The 21,615-nt window shown below is 64.5% G+C and carries 21 protein-coding genes; 13 read left to right on the forward strand and 8 right to left on the reverse strand.

Features of this window, described 5'->3' with window-relative positions; translation table 11 throughout:
• The first annotated feature begins 14 nt into the window (after nucleotides 1–14).
• Together RHPLAN_RS03640 and RHPLAN_RS03645 are read left to right on the forward strand one after the other, a co-directional pair.
• Nucleotides 15–398, forward strand: coding sequence for a response regulator (locus tag RHPLAN_RS03640; RefSeq protein WP_084244249.1), 384 nt, complete (start codon nucleotides 15–17; stop codon nucleotides 396–398).
• Complete coding sequence (locus RHPLAN_RS03645; RefSeq protein ID WP_157100042.1) at nucleotides 398–1,120, forward strand: maleate cis-trans isomerase family protein; 723 nt, start codon at nucleotides 398–400, stop codon at nucleotides 1,118–1,120. The genes RHPLAN_RS03640 and RHPLAN_RS03645 overlap by 1 nt, the downstream gene beginning before the upstream one ends.
• Here RHPLAN_RS03645 and RHPLAN_RS03650 read toward each other — a convergent pair.
• The 5 genes from RHPLAN_RS03650 to RHPLAN_RS03670 all read right to left on the reverse strand — a co-directional run bounded on the left by RHPLAN_RS03650 (nucleotide 1,117) and on the right by RHPLAN_RS03670 (nucleotide 8,735).
• Nucleotides 1,117–1,941, reverse strand: a complete 825-nt coding sequence (locus tag RHPLAN_RS03650) for a universal stress protein (RefSeq protein WP_068013927.1) — start codon at nucleotides 1,939–1,941, stop codon at nucleotides 1,117–1,119. The genes RHPLAN_RS03645 and RHPLAN_RS03650 overlap by 4 nt on opposite strands.
• A 38-nt stretch (nucleotides 1,942–1,979) precedes the next feature.
• Nucleotides 1,980–3,320: an NAD(P)/FAD-dependent oxidoreductase gene (locus RHPLAN_RS03655; protein WP_068030521.1), complete on the reverse strand. Its 1,341-nt coding sequence runs from the start codon at nucleotides 3,318–3,320 to the stop codon at nucleotides 1,980–1,982.
• 101 nt (nucleotides 3,321–3,421) lie between these two features.
• Nucleotides 3,422–6,505 carry a UvrD-helicase domain-containing protein gene (locus RHPLAN_RS03660; protein WP_068013928.1) on the reverse strand — a complete coding sequence of 1,028 codons (3,084 nt, stop codon included), beginning with the start codon at nucleotides 6,503–6,505 and terminating at the stop codon, nucleotides 3,422–3,424.
• 102 nt (nucleotides 6,506–6,607) lie between these two features.
• Nucleotides 6,608–8,140 carry a bifunctional aminoglycoside phosphotransferase/ATP-binding protein gene (locus tag RHPLAN_RS03665; RefSeq protein ID WP_068013929.1) on the reverse strand — a complete coding sequence of 511 codons (1,533 nt, stop codon included), beginning with the start codon at nucleotides 8,138–8,140 and terminating at the stop codon, nucleotides 6,608–6,610.
• Between the two features lie 85 nt (nucleotides 8,141–8,225).
• Nucleotides 8,226–8,735, reverse strand: coding sequence for a hypothetical protein (locus RHPLAN_RS03670; protein WP_068013931.1), 510 nt, complete (start codon nucleotides 8,733–8,735; stop codon nucleotides 8,226–8,228).
• 20 nt (nucleotides 8,736–8,755) lie between these two features.
• On the opposite strand from RHPLAN_RS03670, the gene atzD reads away from it, so the two are divergent.
• From atzD to RHPLAN_RS03695, 5 genes are read left to right on the forward strand one after another with little or no spacing between them, the layout of a single operon-like run.
• Nucleotides 8,756–10,021 (forward strand): cyanuric acid amidohydrolase, encoded by a 1,266-nt coding sequence (gene atzD / locus RHPLAN_RS03675; RefSeq protein WP_269465612.1) that lies wholly within the window; start codon nucleotides 8,756–8,758, stop codon nucleotides 10,019–10,021.
• On the forward strand, nucleotides 10,021–11,223 hold the full coding sequence (locus tag RHPLAN_RS03680) for an FAD-dependent oxidoreductase (protein WP_068013934.1): 1,203 nt from the start codon (nucleotides 10,021–10,023) through the stop codon (nucleotides 11,221–11,223). Before atzD ends, RHPLAN_RS03680 begins: the two co-directional genes overlap by 1 nt.
• A 25-nt stretch (nucleotides 11,224–11,248) precedes the next feature.
• The gene (locus tag RHPLAN_RS03685; protein ID WP_068013936.1) at nucleotides 11,249–12,226 is read left to right on the forward strand and encodes an ABC transporter substrate-binding protein; all 978 of its coding nucleotides are present in this window, start codon (nucleotides 11,249–11,251) and stop codon (nucleotides 12,224–12,226) included.
• Nucleotides 12,227–12,247: 21 nt separating this feature from the next.
• Nucleotides 12,248–13,096: an ABC transporter ATP-binding protein gene (locus RHPLAN_RS03690; protein ID WP_068030522.1), complete on the forward strand. Its 849-nt coding sequence runs from the start codon at nucleotides 12,248–12,250 to the stop codon at nucleotides 13,094–13,096.
• Nucleotides 13,093–13,845, forward strand: coding sequence for an ABC transporter permease (locus RHPLAN_RS03695; RefSeq protein ID WP_068013937.1), 753 nt, complete (start codon nucleotides 13,093–13,095; stop codon nucleotides 13,843–13,845). Before RHPLAN_RS03690 ends, RHPLAN_RS03695 begins: the two co-directional genes overlap by 4 nt.
• Before the next feature lie 139 nt (nucleotides 13,846–13,984).
• On the opposite strand, the gene RHPLAN_RS03700 is transcribed toward RHPLAN_RS03695, so the two are convergent.
• The gene (locus RHPLAN_RS03700) at nucleotides 13,985–14,776 is read right to left on the reverse strand and encodes a creatininase family protein (protein WP_068013939.1); all 792 of its coding nucleotides are present in this window, start codon (nucleotides 14,774–14,776) and stop codon (nucleotides 13,985–13,987) included.
• 41 nt (nucleotides 14,777–14,817) lie between these two features.
• On the opposite strand from RHPLAN_RS03700, the gene RHPLAN_RS03705 reads away from it, so the two are divergent.
• Genes RHPLAN_RS03705 through RHPLAN_RS03715 form a run of 3 tightly spaced genes read left to right on the forward strand, consistent with a single transcriptional unit; the run spans nucleotide 14,818 to nucleotide 16,344 of the window.
• The gene (locus RHPLAN_RS03705; RefSeq protein ID WP_068013942.1) at nucleotides 14,818–15,210 is read left to right on the forward strand and encodes a RidA family protein; all 393 of its coding nucleotides are present in this window, start codon (nucleotides 14,818–14,820) and stop codon (nucleotides 15,208–15,210) included.
• Nucleotides 15,211–15,229: 19 nt separating this feature from the next.
• Complete coding sequence (locus tag RHPLAN_RS03710) at nucleotides 15,230–15,745, forward strand: thiamine pyrophosphate-binding protein (protein WP_157100043.1); 516 nt, start codon at nucleotides 15,230–15,232, stop codon at nucleotides 15,743–15,745.
• On the forward strand, nucleotides 15,742–16,344 hold the full coding sequence (locus tag RHPLAN_RS03715; protein ID WP_068013946.1) for a thiamine pyrophosphate-dependent enzyme: 603 nt from the start codon (nucleotides 15,742–15,744) through the stop codon (nucleotides 16,342–16,344). The genes RHPLAN_RS03710 and RHPLAN_RS03715 overlap by 4 nt, the downstream gene beginning before the upstream one ends.
• A gap of 15 nt (nucleotides 16,345–16,359) precedes the next feature.
• Here the strand turns inward: RHPLAN_RS03715 and RHPLAN_RS03720 are convergent, their stop codons facing one another.
• Nucleotides 16,360–17,007, reverse strand: a complete 648-nt coding sequence (locus RHPLAN_RS03720; protein WP_068013947.1) for a flavin reductase family protein — start codon at nucleotides 17,005–17,007, stop codon at nucleotides 16,360–16,362.
• 31 nt (nucleotides 17,008–17,038) lie between these two features.
• Entirely contained in the window at nucleotides 17,039–18,148 is a 1,110-nt protein-coding gene (locus RHPLAN_RS03725; RefSeq protein WP_068013949.1) for a Bug family tripartite tricarboxylate transporter substrate binding protein, read from the reverse strand.
• 25 nt (nucleotides 18,149–18,173) lie between these two features.
• Between RHPLAN_RS03725 and RHPLAN_RS03730 the strand changes: the two genes are divergently transcribed.
• The 3 genes from RHPLAN_RS03730 (at nucleotide 18,174) to RHPLAN_RS03740 (ending at nucleotide 21,573) form a co-directional block, all read left to right on the forward strand.
• The gene (locus RHPLAN_RS03730) at nucleotides 18,174–19,586 is read left to right on the forward strand and encodes an MmgE/PrpD family protein (RefSeq protein ID WP_198164695.1); all 1,413 of its coding nucleotides are present in this window, start codon (nucleotides 18,174–18,176) and stop codon (nucleotides 19,584–19,586) included.
• 138 nt (nucleotides 19,587–19,724) lie between these two features.
• On the forward strand, nucleotides 19,725–20,993 hold the full coding sequence (locus RHPLAN_RS03735; RefSeq protein WP_084244255.1) for a molybdopterin-dependent oxidoreductase: 1,269 nt from the start codon (nucleotides 19,725–19,727) through the stop codon (nucleotides 20,991–20,993).
• A complete protein-coding gene (locus RHPLAN_RS03740; protein ID WP_068013955.1) occupies nucleotides 20,980–21,573 on the forward strand; it encodes a c-type cytochrome in 594 nt (197 codons plus the stop codon). Before RHPLAN_RS03735 ends, RHPLAN_RS03740 begins: the two co-directional genes overlap by 14 nt.
• Nucleotides 21,574–21,615: the final 42 nt, after the last annotated feature.

Genomic DNA, 21,615 nt, shown 5'->3' on the forward strand with positions numbered 1-21,615 from the left:
GATTCCAATTGGCGATGAGCATGGGATCAGCTTTGCGCACGATCGTGGTTGAGGATGAGCCGCTCGTTCGGCTGATGACCGAAGAGATTCTAGCCTCCGTCGGATGCGAGATCGCTGCGGCGGCGTCGACTTTGGACGAGGCGCTCGGTCACATCGCGGCCGCGGAATTCGATCTTGCCGTTCTTGATATCAATCTGGCCGGAACCGAGGTCTATCCTGCAGCGGAGCGTCTGCGCGGCAAGGGCACGCCGATCATCTTCGTCACAGGCTACGGCCGCCGCGGCGTCCGGGACGTGTGGCATGAATTTCCGATATTGCAGAAGCCTTTCAGCCTGCGCGATATCGAGCAGGCGATTGCCGCGTCGGGCGCCCGCCGCCGTATTGATGGAGCCCAATGATGCATGGTTGGCGCGCCCGCTTGGGCTTTCTCATTCCGCCGGGAAATCCGACCATCGAAAGCGAGATGCCCGAAATGGCGCCGCCCGGGGTTTCGGTGCATTTCTCCCGCATGGTCGCGCCCGGAGAGGGCGGCACCCACGCCGGGCAGGAGGAGCGCAACCGCTCGCAGATCCAGCACATCGACCAAAGCGCCGACCTCCTCGTCAAGGTGAAGCCCAGCGTCATGATGCTGGCGCACACCGCCAGCAGTTACACGCTTGGCGTCCGCGCGGAGGCGGAGCTGATCAAACGGCTCGAGGCAAAGTATCAGGTCCAATTCGCGACGGCGTTCGGCAGTGTGGTCGCGGCGCTCAAGACGCTCGGCGTGAACCGGATCGCGCTCGGCGCCCCTTACGCGAAAGAGATCATGCTCCAGGGCAAGACGCTACTGGAGGAGCACGGCTTTGCGGTCGTCAGCCATGGCGTGCTTGAAAACGTGACTAATATCTTCGACGAGACGCCGGAGCGCGCCTATGGACTCGGGCGCTCGGTGAACACGCCGCAGGTCGAGGCGGTGTTTCTCAGCGGGCTCGGCATGCCGACGATCCCGATCCTGGAGACGCTCGAACAGGATCTCGGCAAGCCGGTGATTTCGGCCGCCTCCGCCATGATGTGGAATGCGTTGCAACTCGCCGGCGTGCGCAACCACGTGCCCGGTTATGGGCGGCTGCTGGCCGGTTAATGCGACATCAGTACCGGCACGGTCATGCTGTCCAGCATGCCCCTTGTGGCGCCGCCGAGAAGGAACTCGCGCAACCGCGAATGCCCATAGCCGCCCATGACGATGAGATCGGCCCCGCTGTCGGCGGCCCGCGACAGCAGCACGTTTGCAATGTCGTTGCCGGGGGCGACGATCGGCTTGAGCTCGACCTTGAATCCGTGACGCGCCAGATGATCGGCAATCTGCGCGCCGCGAATGGTGCTGCGCTGCTCTTTCGCCTCGACCGTGACGATATCGATCGTGCCGGCCCGCCCGAGCAAAGGCATCGCATCGCCCAGCGCGCGTGACGCGTTCTTGCTGCCGTCCCAGCACAGCATGACGCGATCGAGCTTGAGGCCGGTTTTCTGGATGTAGGGCACCACCAGGACCGGGCGTCCGGATTCGAGCAGGGCGGCTTCGATGATCAGGCTTTCCGGCAGGTCGTTCTCGCGTTGCTCTTGTGCGACGACGGACAGATCGTAGTGGCGCGCGGCCTCGGCAAAGAGCTGCGCGACCTCGGCGGTGAAGTCGGTCACCACACTCGAGTCGGATTGGATGCCGGCGCGGCGGGCGCGTTCGTCGAAGGATCGCTTGGCTTTTTCCGCCTCGGCCTGGCGTTCGTCGGTATAGGCGTCGAAGGTTGTGGCCGAGATGCCGTCCAACGTATCGGCGATCGGCAGTTTGCAAGCCGCCGCCACGGCGGACAGATGCGCATCGAACATCTCGGCGGCCGAAATGGCGAAGTCGCCGGCAAAGTCGTTCGGTTTTCCGACCGTGAGATTGACCAGAATATCTTTGATCATGGCATCGCCTCGATTTGGTCGCCCAACAGAATGACTAGCTAACTTGCTTTCGATTGCAACCCGTGGCGCTGATCTTGGTGCTGATCTTGGCGCTGCTCGCCGGGACGTGGAGCCGGCCCCGTGATCAGGCGGCTGCCCCGTTCGAAGGTGAGGTAACTCCAAGCCCAGTTCAGCGCGACGACGAAGCGGTTGCGGAAGCCGATCAGGTAGTAGATGTGCGCCACGGTCCAAAGGAGCCACGCCGGCAAGCCCGACACCTTCAGCTTGCCGAACTGCGCCACCGCGCGCGAGCGTCCGATGGTGGCGAGCGAGCCATAATCGCGATAGCGGAAGGCTGGAACGGTCCGGCCGCCCTGCCGCGCGATCAGCGCTTGGGCGACGTACTGGCCCTGCTGCTTCGCGACCGGCGCGACACCCGGCAGCGGCGCGCCGTCCTCGTCGATCACCGCTGCAGTGTCGCCGATCACGAACACTTCGGGATGTCCGGGCACCGAAAGATCGCCGCGGACCCTGACGCGCCCGGCGCGGTCGGTTTCCGCGCCGAGCCAGCGGCCCGCCGGTGAAGCCATCACTCCGGCCGCCCAGATGATGGTGCGGGTCGGGATGAACGTGCCGCCCAGGCGAACGCCGTCGTCGCTGCAATCGGTGACCGCCGAGCCGAGACGCACCTCGACGCCGAGCTGCTCCAGCGAGCGGCGCGCCGCAGCCGACAGCGTCTCGTCGAACGGCGTGAGCACGCGGTCCGCGGCCTCGACCAGGATGATGCGGGCGGACCGCGGATCGATCGACCGGAAGTCGGAGGCGAGCGCGCGCTTGGCTAGCTCCGCAATCGCGCCGGCCATCTCGACGCCCGTGGGGCCTCCGCCGATCACCACGAAGGTCAGCAGCCGTGCGCGCTCGTCGGCGTCGGCCTCGGTCTCGGCGCGCTCGAAGGCTAGCAGGATGCGCCGCCGCACGGCCGTCGCGTCATCGAGCGTCTTGAGGCCCGGCGCCACGGCCGCCCAGTCGTCGTGGCCGAAATAGGCGTGCCGCGCACCGGTTGCGATCACCATATGATCGTAAGCCACGCGGCGGTCGTCGGTGATCACCTCCTTGCGGGCGAGATCGACGCCCGACACCTCGCCGAGCATGACTTTTAGATTGCGCTGGTCGTTGAGAACGTGGCGGATCGGGGCCGCGATATCGGCGGGCGACAACCCTGCGGTGGCGACCTGATAGAGCAGCGGCTGGAACAGATGATGGTTGGTACGGTCGATCAGCGTGATGTCGAACGGCGCCTTGGCGAGAGCTTTGGCGGCTGACAGCCCGCCGAAGCCGCCGCCGACGATCACCACGCGGGGCTTGCGGGCAGCGTCAACTCCATCACGGACGTCGCTCATGGCAAGCTCCATGCCATTCCGGGGCGACGCATGAAACTGCGTCACCTCCCAAGATATGGGCATGCTTCCTCGGAAGCGCCATCGTCCATTTGGATGCCGGTTCAGAACAAACTGTATTGCTGCGGTGGCCGTCGTTTTGGCTGAGCCGGTCCGTGCTGTGTCGTCAGTTCGGCCGCGAGCCCCTTCAGGAAGCGCGATGGCGGCAGTGCGCGGCGGGCGCCGCGCCAGAATCGCTCAGCCGCGCGGCTGAGGAACAGCCGATCTTTCGCGCGCGTCATGGCCACATAGAACAGGCGGCGTTCTTCGGGGTCGATATCCTGGCTTTCTTCCCACGAGAACGGCGTAAGCCCGTCCTCCATGCCGACCACGAACACCACGGCGAATTCCAATCCCTTGGCCGCATGCATGGTCAGGAGCGAAACACGGTCGGCGCGCGGGTCGCGGAAGTCGGCTTCGGTGGCGAGCGCGATCTGCTCGCGCAGGTGTGTTTCGTCGCCTGCGACGTTTTCCAATGCCGCAAGCGCCGTTATCCAGCCTTTTGCTTCCGCGACAGCCGCGATGTCGGTTTCCAAGGCGCGCTCCGCCGCCATCGCGATGCGCGCCGGAAGCTCCAGATCGGCAAGCGCTTCACGATGTTCGGTCAGCGCCGCGAGGATGGCTTCGACGCCTGCATGTCCGGCCAATGGCTGCGGCGAGCTTTTCTTGAACGGGATGCCGGCGCGGTCAAAGGCGGTCCGCAACGCCGCCGACTGCGCGTCGGTGCGGTAGAGCACGGAGAAATCGGCGAAGCTCAGCGTGTTCCGGCCAGCCTTGCCGCGATGGGCCGTCAGCAGATCGTGGCCGCCCATCAGCGTCTCGATGGTCTCGGCAACGAAGCCGGCCTCGTCGTCTTCGCTCGCGGCCGCATGCAGCGCGATCGGCTCCTGCATCGGCCGGATGATGCCTTCGACCGGCATGCCGACCACCGCGCTCGATGCTGTCACGATGGTTCCGGTCGAGCGATAGTTGCGGTTGAGCCGCAGCGTGCGGGCGCCGGGGAAATCCGTCGCGAAGCGCGTAAAGCAAGTCGAGTCGGCGCCACGGAAGCCGTAGATCGCCTGGTTCCGATCGCCAATCACGCAGAGATTGCCGTTCGGCCCGGCGAGCAGCCGCAGCAGGCGGTATTGCTGCTCGTCGACATCCTGGAATTCGTCGGCGAGGACATGCGCGAAGCGTGCCCGCCATGATTGGGCGATGGCTTCATCGCGCTCCAGCAACTCCACGGTCAGGGCGACCAGGTCGTCGAAATCGACCCAGTTGTTCTCACGTCCCAATCGCCGCAGCGCTGCCAGTGCTTCCCGCTCGATGCCGTCTCCGGCAGCGCCAGTCCGCTTCAGCACGGAAATGGAACGGAGCAATTGCCCGGCGCGCGTTGCGCTGATCTGCATCGCATCGGCCAACGCGGCTTTGCGTTCTGCCTCGTCGGCAATGCGGAAGCCCGGAGCAAGCCCGAGTGCATCGCTATGGGCGCGCAAGATGGTGAGCCCGAGCGAATGGAAGCTGTGTACCGCGATGTCTTGCGCGCGACGCCCCAGCAAAGTTGCAAGCCGCGCCCGCAACTCCTCGGTCGCCCGGCGCGTAAAGGTGATGGCAAGGCACGCCGCCGCCGGCACGCCGCGCTCCACGACCAGATGCGCGATGCGGTGCGTGAGCATTCGCGTTTTGCCGGAGCCAGGGCCGGCTGTCACGACCACGGGCCCTTCGATCGCCTCGGCCGCCAGAGCCTGATCGGCGTCGAGGCCGCCCAAAAGCCCGCTGCGTCCGGACGGAGCCGCCGCGAGCGGCGCGTCAATCGGCGCGACGTCGATCTCGATCTCCTTGGCCTGCGGCTTCGCGGTGCGCGCTTTCCGATGCACCGGCCCATCGAACAGCAGACCGCCGCGCGTGAAGCCCGCGACTTCGTTGTCTTCGAACAAGCGGATCACGCCATATTCGCCGTCGTAACCGGCCTGCCGGATCACAGCCCCTTTGCGCAGCCGCTCGACCGCCTCGCCGATCAGCGGATCGGCCTTTGAAATATCCTCAACCGGCACCTCGCCAAGCACCGACAACTCGGGGCCGAGCGCTGCGGTGACGCGGTCATAAGCGGTGCCGACGGATTTCGAGCCGACGCCGCTCGCCATGATCTCGGAGATGATCTCCGGCAACGGCACCAGGCTCGACACCTCGCCGGCGGTGGCCGGCGGTTTCGTCTCCGCCTCGCTGCGGTCGGCCAGCATCTCGACTCTGTGCGCGACGCCCACGGTGACGCCTTTGCCGCACACCGGACAGCGGCCGTCGAGTGCAAGCGTCTCCTTCGGATCGAGCCGCACGCCGCAGGTGCGGTGGCCGTCCATATGATATTTGCCCTCTTCGGGAAAGAACTCGACCGTGCCGCCATAGCCGTCGCCGGTTTCGAGCGCGTGTCGAATTGCGAAATAGTCCGGCTCGCAAGTGAACTGCGTCGCTTCGCGGCCGAGTTTGCCCGGCGAATGCGCATCCGAGTTCGACGTCAGCCGGTAGCGGTCGAGGAACGAGATGCGCCAGTTCATCGCCGGATCGGACGACAGGCCGGTCTCGACCGCAAAGATGTGATCCGTGAGATCGCCGTAGCACTCCGCGATCGTATCGAAGCCCGACTGCGAGCCGAGCGCCGAGAACCACGGCGTCCAGATGTGCGCGGGCACGAGATAGCAGTGCGGCCCGGACTGCAGCGCGATTTCCAACAGATTGCGCGAATCCAGGCCCAGGATCGGACGGCCGTCGGAGGCGATATTGCCAACGCGGGCGAGGCTTGCAGCGAGGCGATCGGCGGTCTCGAAATCTGGCGCATAGATCAGGTGATGCACCTTCCGGGTCTTCTCGCCCTTCTTGTAGATCGTGGAGATCTCGGTCGAGAGCATGAAGCGCACCGGACGCCGGCAGGCGGGCGGCAGCGTCTTCCACAATTCGCTTTCGATGTCCGGCCGCAACCGAAACAGCCCGCGGCCATCCGGCACCAGCTTGTCCTTGATCTCGGCAAGCCATTGCGGGTGCACGCAGTCGCCGGTGCCGACCACGCCGATGCCCTTGCGCGCCGCCCACCAGGCCAGGTGCTCGAGATCGAGGTCCCGGCTGGTGGCGCGGGAATGCTTCGAGTGGACGTGGAGATCGGCGTGGAATGTCATGGTGGCGCAGGTCCAGCGGGACTCGACGGCACCAAGCCTCAAACCCGGGAGCGGCAATTCAAGGGGCGCTGGACAGTTTTCGACAAGATAAGAGAGTTTTGCTCAGCTCATTTTCTTGCGCGCGCGGGCCAGCGTTTCGGCAGGCGTTCCCGAGGCATCGACGATGGACCAATTCACATCGCCCAGCGCGAACTCCTCCTGCTGCCGCGCCACGGCGGCATTGGCATCGGAGGCGTCCGGGCCGCGGCCGCCGATCCGTTTGATGCGCGTGTCGATATCGGCGGTGAGGTAGAAGCCCTGAAACGCAACGCCTGCGTCGCGGGCGACGATCTCGATCGCTTCGCGTTCGTTCTCCTTCGCAAACACGGCGTCAGCGATCACCGAATGGCCGGCGCGCGCAATGCGCGCCGCCTTGTCGTACAGCACCGCGTAGACTCGTTCTGACACCTCGGCCCGATAGGCGTCAGGCGACAGCCTTTCGGTTTCGCTTTTGCCGAACAGTGTCTTTCTTTCGACATCGGAGCGCAGCACCAGCGCGCCCGGCACAGGCCCAATGAAGGGTGCAAGGTCCTTCGCAAGCACTGATTTGCCGGTGCCGGACAGGCCGCCAGTCGCGATGACCTTCGGCGCCGGCGGCGTCAGCAGTTCGAGCGCCAGTCGGAAATATTTTGCGGCCGCCTGCGCAATGGCATCGCGCTGGTCGTCTGCGGCCCGTTCCAATCGTGCCGCCGTCACCATGGCGCGAATCGACGCTCGCAACGACAGGAACAGCGGCAACGCTGCGAGCCCGTCACAGTCCTCGATCCGCCGCGACGCCTCGAAATAGCCGTTCAGCACCGTGTTGGCAGCGCCGCCGAGGTCGCGTTCGACAAGGTCCATCAGCAGGAAGGCGAGGTCGTAAAGCACATCGCCCGAAGCGATGACGGGATCGAACTCGATGGCATCGAACGCCACCGGCTCGTTGTCCACCAGCGCGATGTTGCCGAGATGCAGATCGCCATGGCAGCGACGGATCAACCCGAGTTTTCCGCGTTCGATCAGCAGCGGACGCACGCGATCAAGAGCCGCGCGCGAGCGGCGGTCAAGTTCTTCGAGCTGCGCGTTCGGGAAGATGGTCGCGTGCCGGCGGAATCCATTCGTATTCTGATCGATGTAATTTTCGAGCGCCGCAAGCCACGGTGCGCCGTCGACCGCCTCAGCGCGTCGATGCATAGCAGCCACCATGCGGGCGAGCTTTTCCGGCAGGCCGTGACGCAGCTCGCCGCGCTCGGCAATATGATCGAGCGTCTGCGCTTCGTCGAAGCGTGTCATCTCGACCGCCCACTCGACGGGCTCGCCCGCGCCATCGAGCTTGAGCCCGCCTTGGGCCTCGCGGGTGATCGGCACGATGCGGTGGTAGAGTTCGGGCGCGAAGCGCTGATTGACCTCGAGCTCGGCCGCACAGGCGGCCTTGCGCTTCTGCAACGTCGAATAGTCGAGAAACGGAAAGCGCACCGCGCGCTTGACCTTGTAGGCGCGGTCGCCTGCGAGAAACACCGATGCCGCGTGGGTGTCGAAGCGCGTCACTTTCTTGCCGGCATGCGTCGCCGGATCGGCGAGCAGCGCAAACACGGCATTTTGCTGATGGTCGGTCATGGACTTTGACAGCGGACTCGCGTCGACAACGCCTCACCCTGAAACCGGTTCAACGCGGCCGCCTTGATCGCGATCAAGGCGGCAACTAGCGGCGGGCGGGCCGAATTTGTCGCATCAGCGACCGAAACCATCTCGTAATCGACTGGAACTGGTGCGTCACGGCCTGCCAGGCCGGCATCGCCTTGAACCAGCCAAGCCAGCCGGTCACGAAATCATGCGCCTTCGCGAACAGCGGGATCGTCATCAGCTTGGGCTGGCCGATTTGGTAAATGCGTTCCACGATCGCGATCTTCAAAAGCTCGGCGCCGGCAATCACGATCACGCCGTGGATGAAGTGGCCTTCCGCGATCAGATAAAAGCCCACGGGCTTCGCAGGCTCCAGCACGGCGACCGGCACGATGAATAGGGCCAGCGTGGTGTAGGGCCCGAGCCGCCCGATCGCCTGCGTGAGCTTGTCGAACAGGCCAAGCCGGGCAAGGGCCCGCGAGATCGGCCGGATGAACGACAGGAACAGCGCATCCACAAAGAAATAGAGCGCCGCCGCAACCATCACGAACGGTGCAAGGATCGTCCTGATGGGCGATTTGGAGCGCATGTGGACCACGTTACCCCCGAATGGCGCACAATATTCGGCGACAGCGTCGTCACCGCTCGATGCTTTCGCAACTATGTTGCCACAGCTTGCAAACAAGGGCGGAGATGAAATCGTCTCTACCGCACAGGAAGGCGGCCGAATACGGCAGGGATTTTGCAGGGGCGGGCCTCATGCGTGCTTCAGTTTTCAGATTATCCATGTCCCATCCTGGGGACGTCTCTGCGCTGGAACAGTTGTTCTCCAGAGGCCTCCTCGCGCCGGCCGACATCGTTGCAATCATCGGCAAAACCGAAGGCAACGGCGGGGTGAATGACTTTACGCGCGGCTATTTCACCCAAAGCCTGATGGGTCTGCTGGGGCGCAAGCTTGGCCAGGAGCCGGAGAAGTTGATCGAGCGCATTCCGTGCGTGCTGTCCGGCGGCACCGAAGGCGTTCTCAGCCCGCACTATGTGGTGCTGGCGCGAAGTGGCGCGCCGCCCGCAACGCCTCATGCAACGCCGGCACTGGCGATCGGCACCGCGGTCAGCTTAGCCCTGCCGGCTGAGCATGTCGGGCGCAACGCTCACGTGCGGAGTGTCGCCGATGCCGTGAAAGCCGCGATGGCCGGGGCCCACATCACCGACCCGCGCGACGTGCACTTCGTCCAGGTCAAATGCCCGTGCATCACCTCGGCGCGCGCCGAAGCCGCCAAGGCGCGCGGGCAGACCGTTGTGACGACCGATCCGAACCGTTCGATGGCGTTGGCGCGCGCTGCGGGCGCGTTCGGCGTGGCGCTCGCGCTTGGCGAAGCCGATGCGGTGGACGAGAGCGCGATGCTGCGCGACTTCGGTGTGCTCTCCAATTGCGCCAGCATTTCTTCGGGCGTCGAGGTCGAGGCCAACGAAGTGATCGTGCTCGGCAACAGTCGCTTCTGGTCGGGCGATCTCGTCATTGCGCACCGGCCGATGACGGATGCGCTCGACATCGGCGGCGTGGTCCAGATGCTCAGTGACCTGGGCATCGAGGCGAAACCGCAAGTGAGCGCGCGCGATCTTGCCCGCCTTCGCGCCGTATTCGTCAAATGCGAGCCCGATCGTCGCGGCGCGATCCGCGGCCATCGCCATACCATGCTGGACGACACCGACATCAATGCGCAACGCCATGTGCGCGGCGCGCTCGGTGGTCTGGTCGCCGGCGTGATCGGCGACGGGCGGATTTTCGTCTCGGGCGGCGCCGAGCATCAAGGCCCCGACGGCGGCGGGCTGATCGCGGCGATTGCCGAGCGCGCACCGGCGGAGGTCCGTTGATGCGCATCGTCATCGTCGGGGCGGGCGTCGCCGGCTGCATCATGGCGCGCACGCTGTCGCGGCTTTCCGGCGCCGAGGTGATCTGCCTGGAGCGTGTCGCGCAGGGCGACCACGCCGAGTCGGGCACCGGGCTGAACATCGGGCCGAATGCCCGAATGGCGCTGCAAGCTCACGATCCTGAGCTGACGGACGCGATCACCGCCGCGGGGCTGCCGTGGCGCACCTGGCGTATTTCCCTCACGGATGGCTCGGTGCTGTTCGATCTGCCGCTGTCGCAGGTGGCTTTTAACGACGGCTGGCGAATCCGCTGGTCGGAGCTTTATCGCGTGCTGCGCGAGGCCGCAGCGCCCGCGGTGCTCTACGATTGCGCCATCACCAGCATCGTTCGCGACGGCAATACCACATCGATCGCGTGGCGGCAGGGCGGCATAGAGCGCCGCATCGAGAAGGTCGATTTCCTGATCGCGACCGACGGCCGCTATTCGGAGGTGCGCCGTGCTCTTGCCGGAGAAGCTGTCAGCCGCATGGTTGGCGTCGCGATCTCCCGCGTGCTCGTTCCCAATTCCAGCAACAGCCTGATCGACGACTATGAGCAATGGTTCAACGGTCCGAACCGGCTGCTGGCCTTTCGCGTGCCGCCCGATCACGTCTATGTGGCGACGGCGTTTCCGATCCCGGCCGATCAGCCGATTCCTGAAAGTCTCAAGCAGCCCGAAGCATTGCGCGCGGCCTTCACGCCGCGCAGCGGCGCCTTGAGTGCCCAGGGCGGTTGGCTCGTCGACACGATCTGCGCCAACGTCGCCGACATGCACTGGGCGCGGATGCAGGAGCACGACGTGCTCTACACCGATCCGGATGCGTCCGTGCTTTATCTCGGCGACGCCGCCCACGGCATGGTGCCGACACTCGGGCAGGGCGCCACCCAGGCCATCGAGGACGCAGCTGTCGCCGCTGATCTGATCGCCCGCGAATGGACCGCCGGCCGTCGCGATCCGCGAGCCTGGCTCGAGGAAATCGACGCACTCCGACGCGAGCGGATGCTGTTCACCGTGGAGTTTTCGCGCGAAGCCACCGACACCATGCTGGAGGGCGCCGATCCGGTGGCAGGAACTTTGCATAAAAATCAGCCGGACTTCATGGCGAAGCTCCGGCGGCTCTACCAGGAGGTGCCCGGCTTGCCCGCCATGGCGACAAAAAGCTGAGTTCTTCCAAAGGAGAAGCAAGGACATGCGACGCCGCCATTTTCTCTCGATGATCGGCTCAGCCGCGCTGGCTTTCACGGCCACGCAGCCCGCTTTTGCGGCCGACAAGGTCACGGTCGGCGTGTTTCCGATCTCGTCGTCGCTGCCTTACTTCGTCGCGATCGAGAAGGGCTACTTCAAGGAGCTCAACATCGAGCCCGAGACCGTCAGGCTCATGGGCGGCCCGCCGAATGTCGCCGCCCTGATGACCAATCAGATTGACGCCGCGGCCGTGCTGGTCACGCTCGAAGGCCTCAATGCGAATGTGAAGAAGCCCGGCGTCGCGATGTACATCGCCATGCACAGCCAGACCGCGACCTACATCATGGAGCAGTTCGTGGTGCGCGAGGGCCTTGCCGACAAGGTCAAGACGCTCGCCGACTTCAAGGGCCTCAAGCTGATGTCGGCGCCGGGACCGGCGAACCTCAACACCGCGAAAGGTATCCTCGCCAAGGTCGGCCTGAAGGAGGGCGATTACACCATCGATCAGCTCGACATGGGCCAGCACGTCAACGCCATGAAGGCCGGCACATTTGACGGGGGCTACACGCTCGAGCCGAGCGCGACCATCATGCACAAGATGGGCGTTGCGAAGACCGTGGAAGCCGGCGTGATCGGCAAGTATATCCTCGGCAGCCCGCAGGCCGACGCGTTCGCGGCAGGCTGCGCGCTCTCCACCGAGTTCATCACCAAGCGTCCGGATGTCGCCAAGCGCTTCGCCGAAGGCTGGGGCAAGGCGGTGGACTTCATCAAGAAGAATCCGGAAGAGGCGCGGAAGTATCTCGCCAAGAACACGCTGACGCCCGACGACCTCGTCGATTCGGTGCCGATGCTTGGCTACACCATGGTCAAGGACATGGACGCGAAGCAGCTCGACTATCTGCAGAAGTTCACCGACTTCGGCACTGACATCGGCGTGGTGCCGGAGAAGATCGACGTCAAGAAGTACCTGAAGTCGTTCTGATCGATGGCGCCGGGAGCCGTCATGAGCGCGAGGGAGCACGCTCTCAGGCAAGACCCGAGCGTATCAGCGCCCGAGAGTGTGCCGACATCGTTGCCGGTCGGTGGCGCGGGGCTGCGCCCCCACGTCACCATCCGGGGGCTCAGCAAGCGCTTCGGCGATGCGGTGATCTACGACAAGTTCGATCTCGACATTCCGCGCGGCGAATTGATCTGCGTGTTCGGTCCGAACGGCTGCGGCAAGAGCACGCTGATCAACATGGTCGCGGGGCTTATCCCGCTCGATGAAGGCCAGGTGCTGTTCGACGGCATGCTGCTGTCGGAGATCAAATTCGGCTACGTGTTCCAGAACTATCGCGAGGCGCTGTTTCCCTGGTTGCGGGCTTTCGACAACATCGCCTATCCGCTGAAGCTAATGGGCGTCGGAAAGTCCGAGCGGCGTGCGCAGGTCGAAAAGCTCGTGGCGCGGCTCGGCGTTCGGCTCGATCTCAACAAGTATCCCTACCAGATGTCCGGCGGCCAGCAGCAGCTGGTCTCCATCATGCGCGCACTGATCGTCGAGCCGGAGATCCTGTTTCTCGATGAGCCGTTCTCGGCGCTCGATTACGAGATGACGCTGTTCATGCGCGAGCAGCTGCAAAAGCTGTTCATGGAGACCAAGACCACGACCGTTCTGGTGTCGCATGACCTGGAAGAAGCGGTGTATCTCGCCGACCGAGTACTGCTGCTTTCGCGCTATCCGGCGCGGGTCGCGGACTTCGTGCGCTATGACGGTGCGCGGCCGCGGACCGACGTGACGCTGTCCGATCCGGATTTCGTGCGCATCAAGGCGCATTGCCTCGAGGTGTTCCAGCGGGAGGTGCGGCGCACATGAAGAAGCTCGAGCCGTTCCTCCCGGTTGTCGGCGTCGTTGGCCTGCTGGCCGTATGGTCGATCGCGGTCCATGGCGGTTTTGTCGACCCGGTGCTGCTGCCGCCGCCCAAGGCCGCGTTCGAGGCGCTGTGGAAGGGCATGGGCGGCGTGCTCGGCTTCGATTTCATCCGCACCGTGGAGCGCACCATCTGGTCCACGCTGATCGCGGCCGTGATCGCGATCCCGCTCGGCATCGTGCTGGGTTCGTCCGAACGGCTCTACCGCTCGCTGGAGTTCGTCATCGATTTTTTCCGCTCGACGCCGGCCTCGGCGATGTTTCCGCTGTTCCTTGTGCTGTTCGGCGTTGGCGACAAGACCAAGATCTCGGTCGCGGCCTTCGGTGCGATGCTGGTGATCCTGTTCAACGTCGCCTACGGGGTGATGAACGCGCGCAAGACGCGGCTCCTCGCCGCCAAGGTCATGGGCGCTTCAAGGTTGCGCGTGCTGTTCGACGTGATGCTGCTGGAATCGCTGCCGCAGACCTTCGTCGGGCTCCGGAACGGCGTGTCGCTCGCCCTCGTCATTATCGTGGTCGCCGAGATGTTCATCGGCTCGCAAGATGGGATCGGCCACAGCGTGTTCGAGGCCCAGCAGTTGTTCGAGATGCCGCGCATGTACGCGGCGATCTTCGCCGCCGGCGCGCTGGGCTACGGGCTGAACCTGTTATTTCTTCTGATCGAGCGGCGCTTCGTTCACTGGTCCGGCCGGTAGATCACTGGCGCCGACCCATCAGTTGTCATGGCCGGGCTTGTCCCGGCCATCTCGCTTAGGTGGGCACTGTGCCTCCCTAAGCGAGATGCCCGGCACAAGGCCGGGCATGACGCCGGTGATTGGTGCGATCGCCGGTACGTTACGCCAGCCGGTCCAGCGAGAACCGCGTCACGTCGCGCAACAGCGCAATGAATCCGTCGGCCTGGAATTCCGCGGTGCGCTTGCCTTTTTCGGCGGTGCCGGCCGAGGCGTCGCCGACCGCGCCGTCGGGATTGAGGTCCGGCGCGATCCAGCCGAAGGCGTGCGTGCCGATCGGCCGCAGATGGGTGAATTCCTTCTCGATGTCGGCGGCGCTTGAAGGAAACATCTTGGCCTTGGACATATCGACCAGCTCGGGCCGGAAGTGCAGCATCAGCGACACCTCGATGTCGCCGGCATGGATGCCGTAGGTCGCGTCATAGGCCGCGTAAGTGTCGGGCGGCAGGCCGAAGCGCCGCCACTGCGTCGCCACCGCCAGCATGTTGAGCCGCACGCGAAGCTCGCGGGCGAGGATCGCGATCACCTCGGCATTGCCGCCGTGCGAATTGACGATGACGAGCTTGCGAAGGCCGGCGCGGTGCACGGCCTCGCCGATCTCGAACCAGGTGCGCAGCAGGTTCTCGGCCGAGAACGTGATGGTGCCCTTGGAGCGCAGGTGCTCGTTCGATTTGCCGATGGTCTGGATCGGCAGGAACAGCACCGAAAGCTCGTCGGGGAGCCGCTTCAGCGTGGTGTCGATCATGCCCTGCATGATCGCGGTGTCGGTCATCACCGGCAGATGCGGGCCGTGCTGCTCGATCGCCGCGACCGGCAGCACCGCGATGGTGGTGCTCGGATCGAGTTCGGAAAACTCGCTCGATTTCAGTTCGCCCCAGTATCGTTTTCGCGCCATATCAACCTTCCGATCTCGTCACGCGATGGTATAGCATCCTCATCATGAGACACATCACTCCCAAATCCATTCGCACGCCTTTCGCGCGCTACAGTTATGGCGTCGAGGTGCCGGCCGGTCACCGCCTCGTGGTCTGTTCGGGCCAGCTCGGCATCGACCCGAACGATCACATTCCGCCGACGGTGGAAGAACAGACGCGGCTCTGCTTCCGCAACATCGAGGCGGTGCTCAAGGACGTGGGCCTCGGCTTTGCCGATCTGGTCCGGATCAACGCCTTTGTGACCGGCCGCGAGCACATGAAAGGCTATATGACTGTCCGCGACGAATTCACGGTCGATCCGCCGCCGGCCTCGACCCTGATGATCGTGACGGGCTTCACCCGGCCGGAATTCCTGGTCGAGGTCGAGGTTCTGGCGGCCGGTCCGGCCAAATAAGAAAATCAGCGAGCGTGCAGTGACCGGGACGATGGACGTCAACGAGAAAATCCACGAGCAGATCAAGAAGTGTGGTGTGACGCTTGCGGCGTCGCTGCCGGACGATTGGGTGGCGCCGCTGATCAATCGCATCGCCGCCGACAACTCGATCCGCCATGTCAGCGTCGCCCGCGAGGCCGAGGCCGTCGCGATCTGCAGCGGGGCGTTCTTCGGCGGCGTGCGCTCGGTGGCGCTGATGGGCGCGACGGGGTTGCTCACCTGTACGGGCGAGCTCGCGACGCTCAATCTGCGCCATCAGATTCCGGTGTTTCTGATCGTCAGCCAGCGGGGCTCGATCGACGATCAGCGCATCTATCAGGAGGTGCAGGGCCGCCGCACGCTGCCGCTGCTGCAGACCTACGACTTTCCGTATCACGTCGTGAATCAGCCCGACGAGATCGCATCGATCCCGGATGCCTACGAGACCTGTCGTTTGCAGAAGCGGCCCTTCGTGCTGTTCCTCACGCGGCGCTTGGTGAAGGGAGCCTCGGCATGAAGGCGCGCAGCGCGATCGAGGTGGTGGCAAAGCACCGCGGCGGCGCGGTGGCCGTCTGTGCGCTGGGCATGGCTGCGAACGAATGGTGGGCGGTGACCGAGGGCGAGGACGCCTTCTACATGCACGGCGCCATGGGATTTGCGGCGAGCTTCGCGCTCGGCCTCGCGCTGTCGCTGCCGGACGCGCCGGTCTGGCTGATCAATGCCGACGGCTCGCTCTGCATGAATCTCGGCTGCCTTCTCACCGAGGCGTCGCAGGCGCCGAAGAACCTCAAGCATTTCGTCGTCGACAATCAGGTCTACCAGACGGTCGGCGCGCTGCCGATGGTCAACCAGGGCCGCACGGACTATGCGACGATCGCGAAAGGCGCGGGCATCGCGAAGACGCGCACCATCGAGTCGCTCGATGTGCTCGAACGCGAGATGCCGGACATCGCAAGCGAAGAGGGGCCGTCATTCACGGTGCTGCGGGTCGAGCCCGAGACGGGATTTCTCCGCACGCCGCCGATGACCTACGAGGGCCCGGAGATGAAATACCGCTTCGGCCGCGCGATGGAGAAGCGCTTCGGCATCAAGGTGTTCGGCCCGCAGGGCTATTGAGGCAGAGCGGACAGCTCACATGTCCTCGAAATAGCTGCGCACGCTGCGGTCGGCGTCGGCGACCTCGGGCCCGTCATAAGGCATGCCGACCGCCATCGTCTCATGTGCGGCGGCGAACATGTTGACATAGGGCGCGCCGCAGAATGCCACGGGCTTCACGCGCTCCCAGACGAGGTAGCCCTTGGCATCGACGCAATCCGAATAGGTCGAGGCAGCCACCACATTGCCAACCACCATCAGGCGCTTGATCCATTCCTTGGTCCAAACCACCTCGCATTCGAAATGGCGCAGGCATTCGGCGATGCGCGGCGGCTTGACGATCGTCGAGGGCAGGGCGGTCAGCCCGGCCTTTTCCAGTTCGTTGACGCCGCGATCGAACGGCAGGCCGACCACGCGCACCTTTTCGAGGATGTCGCGCTCGAATGACGGCAGATTGACCACGAAACTGCCGGTCGCGAGCAGGTTCTGAGCGGTGTGCCCGGCCGGGTTGGTGGTGAAGGCGATCTGCACCGGATTGTGCACGATGCGGACGCAGGTGGCGTAGGAGGCCGCATTCACGCGTCCCTCGGTATCGACGGTCGTGACGATGCCGCAATGTCCGCCGGGCGCGAACAGCCGGTCCCAGTATTTCTCGGGCTGATTTACCAGCGTCGCTTTGGTCATCGCGCTTGTTTCCTGTCGGGTCGTCGGTTGATCAGTCGAGGCGCAGCGCGTCCTTGGCGCGGTCCACGACGGCCTTCGGCGAGGCGTAGATACGGGTCACGAACTCCTGCACCGATTCGCCCGTCGACGGCGAAACGTCGAGCGACAGTTTTTGCGCCTCCGCCAGGAATTTCTCGTCCTTGGTCATGGCCACGAAGGCGGCACGCAGCGCCGCGGCGCGCTCCGCCGGAAGTCCCGGCGGCGCGACAAAGGGCCGGCCGATTGCCTGCGTGCCGAAGATCAGGTCGAACACCTGCCGGTCTTCCGGCGTCTTGGCGTAGTCGTAGACGCTCGGGATCCCGGCGAGGTCCGGATCGCGGTCGCGCCCAAGCTGGAGGAGGATCTTGAAGCGCCCGCTGCTCCAGTCGTCTTTCCATTCGGTCTTCAAGGTCGAGATCGGGATGCCGCAGACGCCTTGCAACTCGCCGCGTGCGAGCGCGAGCTTGATCTCGGCCGAGCCTTTGTAGCCCTGGATCACCTTGAGCTTGGCGCCGAGGAGCCGCCGCACCGCCGTCGCGAACTGGGTCAGCGGCCCGCTGGTGCCGGCGCCAGCGGCTCCGACAAGGATTTCTCTGGTCAACAGCTCGTCGAACCGCGTGATGCCGGCATGGTCCCAGACGCCGCAGACACCGACCACCGCGTCCATGTTGCCGATGAAGGTGAACTTGGCGGCGTCGAACCGGCCAGCGCCCTTGCCGAGCAGCGGTTCAAACAGTGCGGTGTGGGCAAAGTGCGCGATCACCGAGCCGTCCTTCGCCGCCACGTTGTAGGTCCAGTTGGCGGCCGCGAAGCCGGCGGCCCCGATCATGTTCTCCGGCACGAGTGTGGGATTGCCCGGGATGAAGCGGCCCATGTGCCGCGCCAGCACGCGGCCGTAGAGGTCGAAGCCGGTCCCGACCTGGTGCCCGATCATCACCGAAAGCTTGCGGCCGGCATAGAAGCGTTCGATGTCCTGCGCGGACGCCGCCTGTATCGATGTGGCGAAGGCAAGCGCAACCGCCCAAGAAACCGCCCAAGAAACCGCCCAAGAAACCGCACAAGCGATCTTCAGCGTCATGGCTTCCCCGGGCGATTGCGCGGTCCGATCCGAGACGATACCCATGTTCGGCCGTCAAAAGGAAGCGTTCATGTCGATCGCACGCGAGCTCTCCGAGGCAGCGCTCAACATCCGCTACGACAACCTGCCGACGGAGGTGATCCGCGAGACCAAGCGCCTGATCCTCGACGCCTTGTCCTGCGCGATCGGTGCCTTCGATGCGGAGCCATGCCGGATCTGCCGCGAGGTCGCCCGCGAGCACGGCGGTGCCGGCGTGGCCACGCTGATTGGCGAGCGCGACAAGGTTTCGGTGTCGCAGGCGATCATCGCCAACGAGACCATGGTGCGCTACCTCGACTTCAACGACGTGCTCTATTTTCCGAAGAGCCCGGGCAAGATCGGCGGCGCACATCCGAGCGACGCATTGCCGGCCGCGCTTGCGGTCGGTGAACGCGAGCACGCCTCGGGGAAGCAGGTGATCGCGGCGTTGGTCGCCGCCTACGAGACCATCGGCCGCATCGTCGATGCAACGGCGGAGGGGATCACGACTTTGGGTTTCCACCACGGCTCGGTGATGCCATTCGCGGGCGCCGTGATTGCCGGCCGGCTGCTCGGGCTCGATGCCGGACAGATGACCAACGCCATGGGCATCGGCGCCTCGGCTGCGATCGGGCTTGGAATCAACGACGCCGAAGGCGAGGAGTACAACAACACCAAGAACATCGCCGACGGACTGATGGCGGAACGCGGTGTGTTTGCGGCCTATCTCGCACGGCGCGGCTTCACCGGCCCGGACCGGATCATCGAGGGCAACAAGGGATTCGCGCACTCGCTCCTGCGCGGCGTGGAGAACTACATCGTCAAGCCGCTGCCCAACGACCACTACCTGATGCGCACCAAGATGAAATTCTTCCCGACCGAATCCACCAACCAGGGGCACCTCGCGGCTACAACGCTGCTGGTCAACGAGCACGGCCTCAAGCCGGACGACATCGCCGAGGTGGTGCTACGCATGAGCAAGCGGACCGTGGTCCACAACGGCGACCCGGTGAAAAAATACCCGCGCAACAAGGAGGGCGCCGACCACAGCGCGTATTTCATGACCGCGCTCGCCATCGTCACCGGCGGTCGTGTCGTCCCCTCGTCCTTCAGCGACGCAGCCTATGCCGATCCGGTGATTCACGGCCTGATCGAGAAGGTACGGCTCGAGCACGGACCCGAATACGACGCCATCACGCCGGCGGCGCTGGTCACGATTCGCACCACCGATGGCCGTGTGCTGGCGAAGCGCGTTGATCATCCGCGCGGTACGCCCGAGAACCGGATGTCGGACAGCGAATTGCGGGACAAGTTCGTCGAGTGTGCGGGCGAAAGGATGACGTCCGATCAGATCGACCAGGTGGTGGAAACCTGCCTCGCCCTGGACACGCTCGACGATATCGGAGCGCTGATGCCGCTGCTGGCGGTTCGATCCCAACATTCCCATCCCGGTTCGGCGAGCTGATTGGGCCTCCAAGCCCCCCGTGAGCATACTGGCCAGATTTGGCAATGCGGCGTATGGTAGCGCAGCGGAGACGTGATTTCGTCGACACGCCTTTACAAAGAACAGACCCGGTGGGGTCGATCTCATAGGGAGGAATCGATGGATTCCAAACGAACCACCCGCAGGAACCTCCTACGGAGCGGCGCCGCGTTGGCCGGTGGGGTGGCCTTGGGAGTACCGGTCCACGCACAAGAGCACGACCACTCGATGGCCTCGGGATCGGGCAGCGAAAACGCTTATCCGATGAACCCGTATACCAAGGAGATGATCGCCTACGGCGAGCGCTCTCATTTCGTGACCTCGGTGCGCATACCGCACCCGATGGGCAGCAAGGCTTCGCCCGACGAGTTCGGGAAGGTGTTCCACGTGGCCTCGCCGATCCAGGATCAGGTTGGCAACATCACGCCATCGTCGCTTCACTATATCGCGACGACCCGCCAGTCCTTCCTTCCGGACATCGATCCCAAGCAGCACACGTTGATGATCCACGGCCTGGTGGATCGGCCGCTGACCTTCACGATGGAAGACTTGAAGCGCTTCCCATCAGTCAGCCGGTTGCATTTCCTCGAATGCGCGGGAAATCGGCACACTGCGAAACACAGGACCGTGCAGGAATCGCACGGGATGACCAGCTGCTCCGAATGGACCGGCGTGCTGCTTTCTACGCTGCTGAAGGAGTGCGGCCTGAAAGGCAGTGCGACCTGGTTCGTCGCTGAAGGCGCCGAGGAAGTGAAGGGCGCCTCGAGCATGCCCATCGCCAAAGCGATGGACGACATCATCATCGCCTACGGCCAGAACGGCGAGCCCCTGCGGCCGCAGCAAGGGTTTCCATTGCGGATCATCGCGCCGGGCTTCGAAGGCATTCTGAATACGAAGTTTCTGCGGCGCATCAAGGTCGTCGACCGGTATTACATGAACTACAGCGACTACGGACATCTCAGGGAGAAGGACGAAGAGGCAGCCCTCGGCTACCAGATCGGACCGAAGTCGGTCATCACGTATCCATCCGGCACGCAGCAGCTGCCCGGCAAGGGAACCTATGAGATCTCCGGGCTGGCCTGGTCCGGCGGCGGCGCCATCAAGACCGTGGAGGTCTCCACCGATGGCGGGAAGAAGTGGAATCCCGCCGAGCTCAAGATGACTCCACAACGCATGGCGCACGTCCGATTCGCGTATCAGTGGAATTGGGACGGCAACGAGACCGAGATTCTGTCTCGCTGCACCGACGAGATCGGGCAGCAGCAACCGACGCTGGAGCAGATCGCCAAGTTCTTCAATAAGCCCGTCGGGAATGTGCCAGGGCTCAACAACAGCGTCATGCCATGGAAGATCGCCAAGGACGGAAAGGTGACCAATGGGCTCGCTTAGGCTTGCGGCGATTGCGTTGCTCCTGGGCACCCCCGTCCTCATCAGTCCCGTCCTGGTCAGCCCCGCGTTGGCGCAGTCGGCGCCAACTTATGGGTTGGGGCGCGCTACGTCCGCAGAAGAAATCCGCGCCAGGGATATCAACGTCGGTCACACCGGGGAGGAACTCCCGCCGGGCCACGGCACCCCCAAGGAAGGAGCGAAGGTCTTCGAGCTTCAGGGGTGCATCGTCTGCCATGGCGCAGAGGCCGTAGGGGGCGTGGGACCCAGGTTGAATTCGAAGACCAGCCAGGATCTTCCCATCTGGAAACGGGAGCGCATCCTGCCGTTGCGCTCACCGTTTGCGACGACCGTGTGGGATTACATCCGCCGCGGCATGCCTCTCGGGAGGGAGGGGACTCTGACCCCCGATGAGGTCTACGCGCTGACGGCCTATCTGCTCTTCCTGAACAAGATCATCCCGGAGGACGCCGTCCTCGACGAAAAGAGTCTGCCGAACGTCAAGATGCCGATTGGCGATCACTACGCCCGGCTGCCTGAGTGGAAGCCTGGGACGCCAAGGCTTCAGGGTTACCCCTACTGACCAAAGCAGCTTCTGCTTCCATGGAAGCAGAAGCTCCGCCCT

The sequence above is a fragment of the Rhodoplanes sp. Z2-YC6860 genome, from assembly GCF_001579845.1.
Taxonomy (GTDB): domain Bacteria; phylum Pseudomonadota; class Alphaproteobacteria; order Rhizobiales; family Xanthobacteraceae; genus Z2-YC6860.

What these genes read in the sequence shown, in the direction of transcription:
- RHPLAN_RS03640 (WP_084244249.1), top strand. Translation starts at nt 15, where the DNA reads ATGAGCATGGGATCAGCTTTGCGCACGATCGTGGTTGAGGATGAGCCG.
- RHPLAN_RS03720 (WP_068013947.1), bottom strand. Translation starts at nt 17,007, where the DNA reads ATGACCAAAGCGACGCTGGTAAATCAGCCCGAGAAATACTGGGACCGG.
- RHPLAN_RS03650 (WP_068013927.1), bottom strand. Translation starts at nt 1,941, where the DNA reads ATGATCAAAGATATTCTGGTCAATCTCACGGTCGGAAAACCGAACGAC.
- RHPLAN_RS03660 (WP_068013928.1), bottom strand. Translation starts at nt 6,505, where the DNA reads ATGACATTCCACGCCGATCTCCACGTCCACTCGAAGCATTCCCGCGCC.
- RHPLAN_RS03730 (WP_198164695.1), top strand. Translation starts at nt 18,174, where the DNA reads ATGTCGATCGCACGCGAGCTCTCCGAGGCAGCGCTCAACATCCGCTAC.
- RHPLAN_RS03680 (WP_068013934.1), top strand. Translation starts at nt 10,021, where the DNA reads ATGCGCATCGTCATCGTCGGGGCGGGCGTCGCCGGCTGCATCATGGCG.
- RHPLAN_RS03695 (WP_068013937.1), top strand. Translation starts at nt 13,093, where the DNA reads ATGAAGAAGCTCGAGCCGTTCCTCCCGGTTGTCGGCGTCGTTGGCCTG.
- RHPLAN_RS03700 (WP_068013939.1), bottom strand. Translation starts at nt 14,776, where the DNA reads ATGGCGCGAAAACGATACTGGGGCGAACTGAAATCGAGCGAGTTTTCC.
- RHPLAN_RS03670 (WP_068013931.1), bottom strand. Translation starts at nt 8,735, where the DNA reads ATGCGCTCCAAATCGCCCATCAGGACGATCCTTGCACCGTTCGTGATG.
- RHPLAN_RS03715 (WP_068013946.1), top strand. Translation starts at nt 15,742, where the DNA reads ATGAAGGCGCGCAGCGCGATCGAGGTGGTGGCAAAGCACCGCGGCGGC.
- RHPLAN_RS03685 (WP_068013936.1), top strand. Translation starts at nt 11,249, where the DNA reads ATGCGACGCCGCCATTTTCTCTCGATGATCGGCTCAGCCGCGCTGGCT.
- RHPLAN_RS03740 (WP_068013955.1), top strand. Translation starts at nt 20,980, where the DNA reads ATGGGCTCGCTTAGGCTTGCGGCGATTGCGTTGCTCCTGGGCACCCCC.
- RHPLAN_RS03690 (WP_068030522.1), top strand. Translation starts at nt 12,248, where the DNA reads ATGAGCGCGAGGGAGCACGCTCTCAGGCAAGACCCGAGCGTATCAGCG.
- RHPLAN_RS03645 (WP_157100042.1), top strand. Translation starts at nt 398, where the DNA reads ATGCATGGTTGGCGCGCCCGCTTGGGCTTTCTCATTCCGCCGGGAAAT.
- RHPLAN_RS03735 (WP_084244255.1), top strand. Translation starts at nt 19,725, where the DNA reads ATGGATTCCAAACGAACCACCCGCAGGAACCTCCTACGGAGCGGCGCC.
- RHPLAN_RS03655 (WP_068030521.1), bottom strand. Translation starts at nt 3,320, where the DNA reads ATGAGCGACGTCCGTGATGGAGTTGACGCTGCCCGCAAGCCCCGCGTG.
- RHPLAN_RS03725 (WP_068013949.1), bottom strand. Translation starts at nt 18,148, where the DNA reads ATGGGTATCGTCTCGGATCGGACCGCGCAATCGCCCGGGGAAGCCATG.
- atzD (WP_269465612.1), top strand. Translation starts at nt 8,756, where the DNA reads ATGGCGCACAATATTCGGCGACAGCGTCGTCACCGCTCGATGCTTTCG.
- RHPLAN_RS03665 (WP_068013929.1), bottom strand. Translation starts at nt 8,140, where the DNA reads ATGACCGACCATCAGCAAAATGCCGTGTTTGCGCTGCTCGCCGATCCG.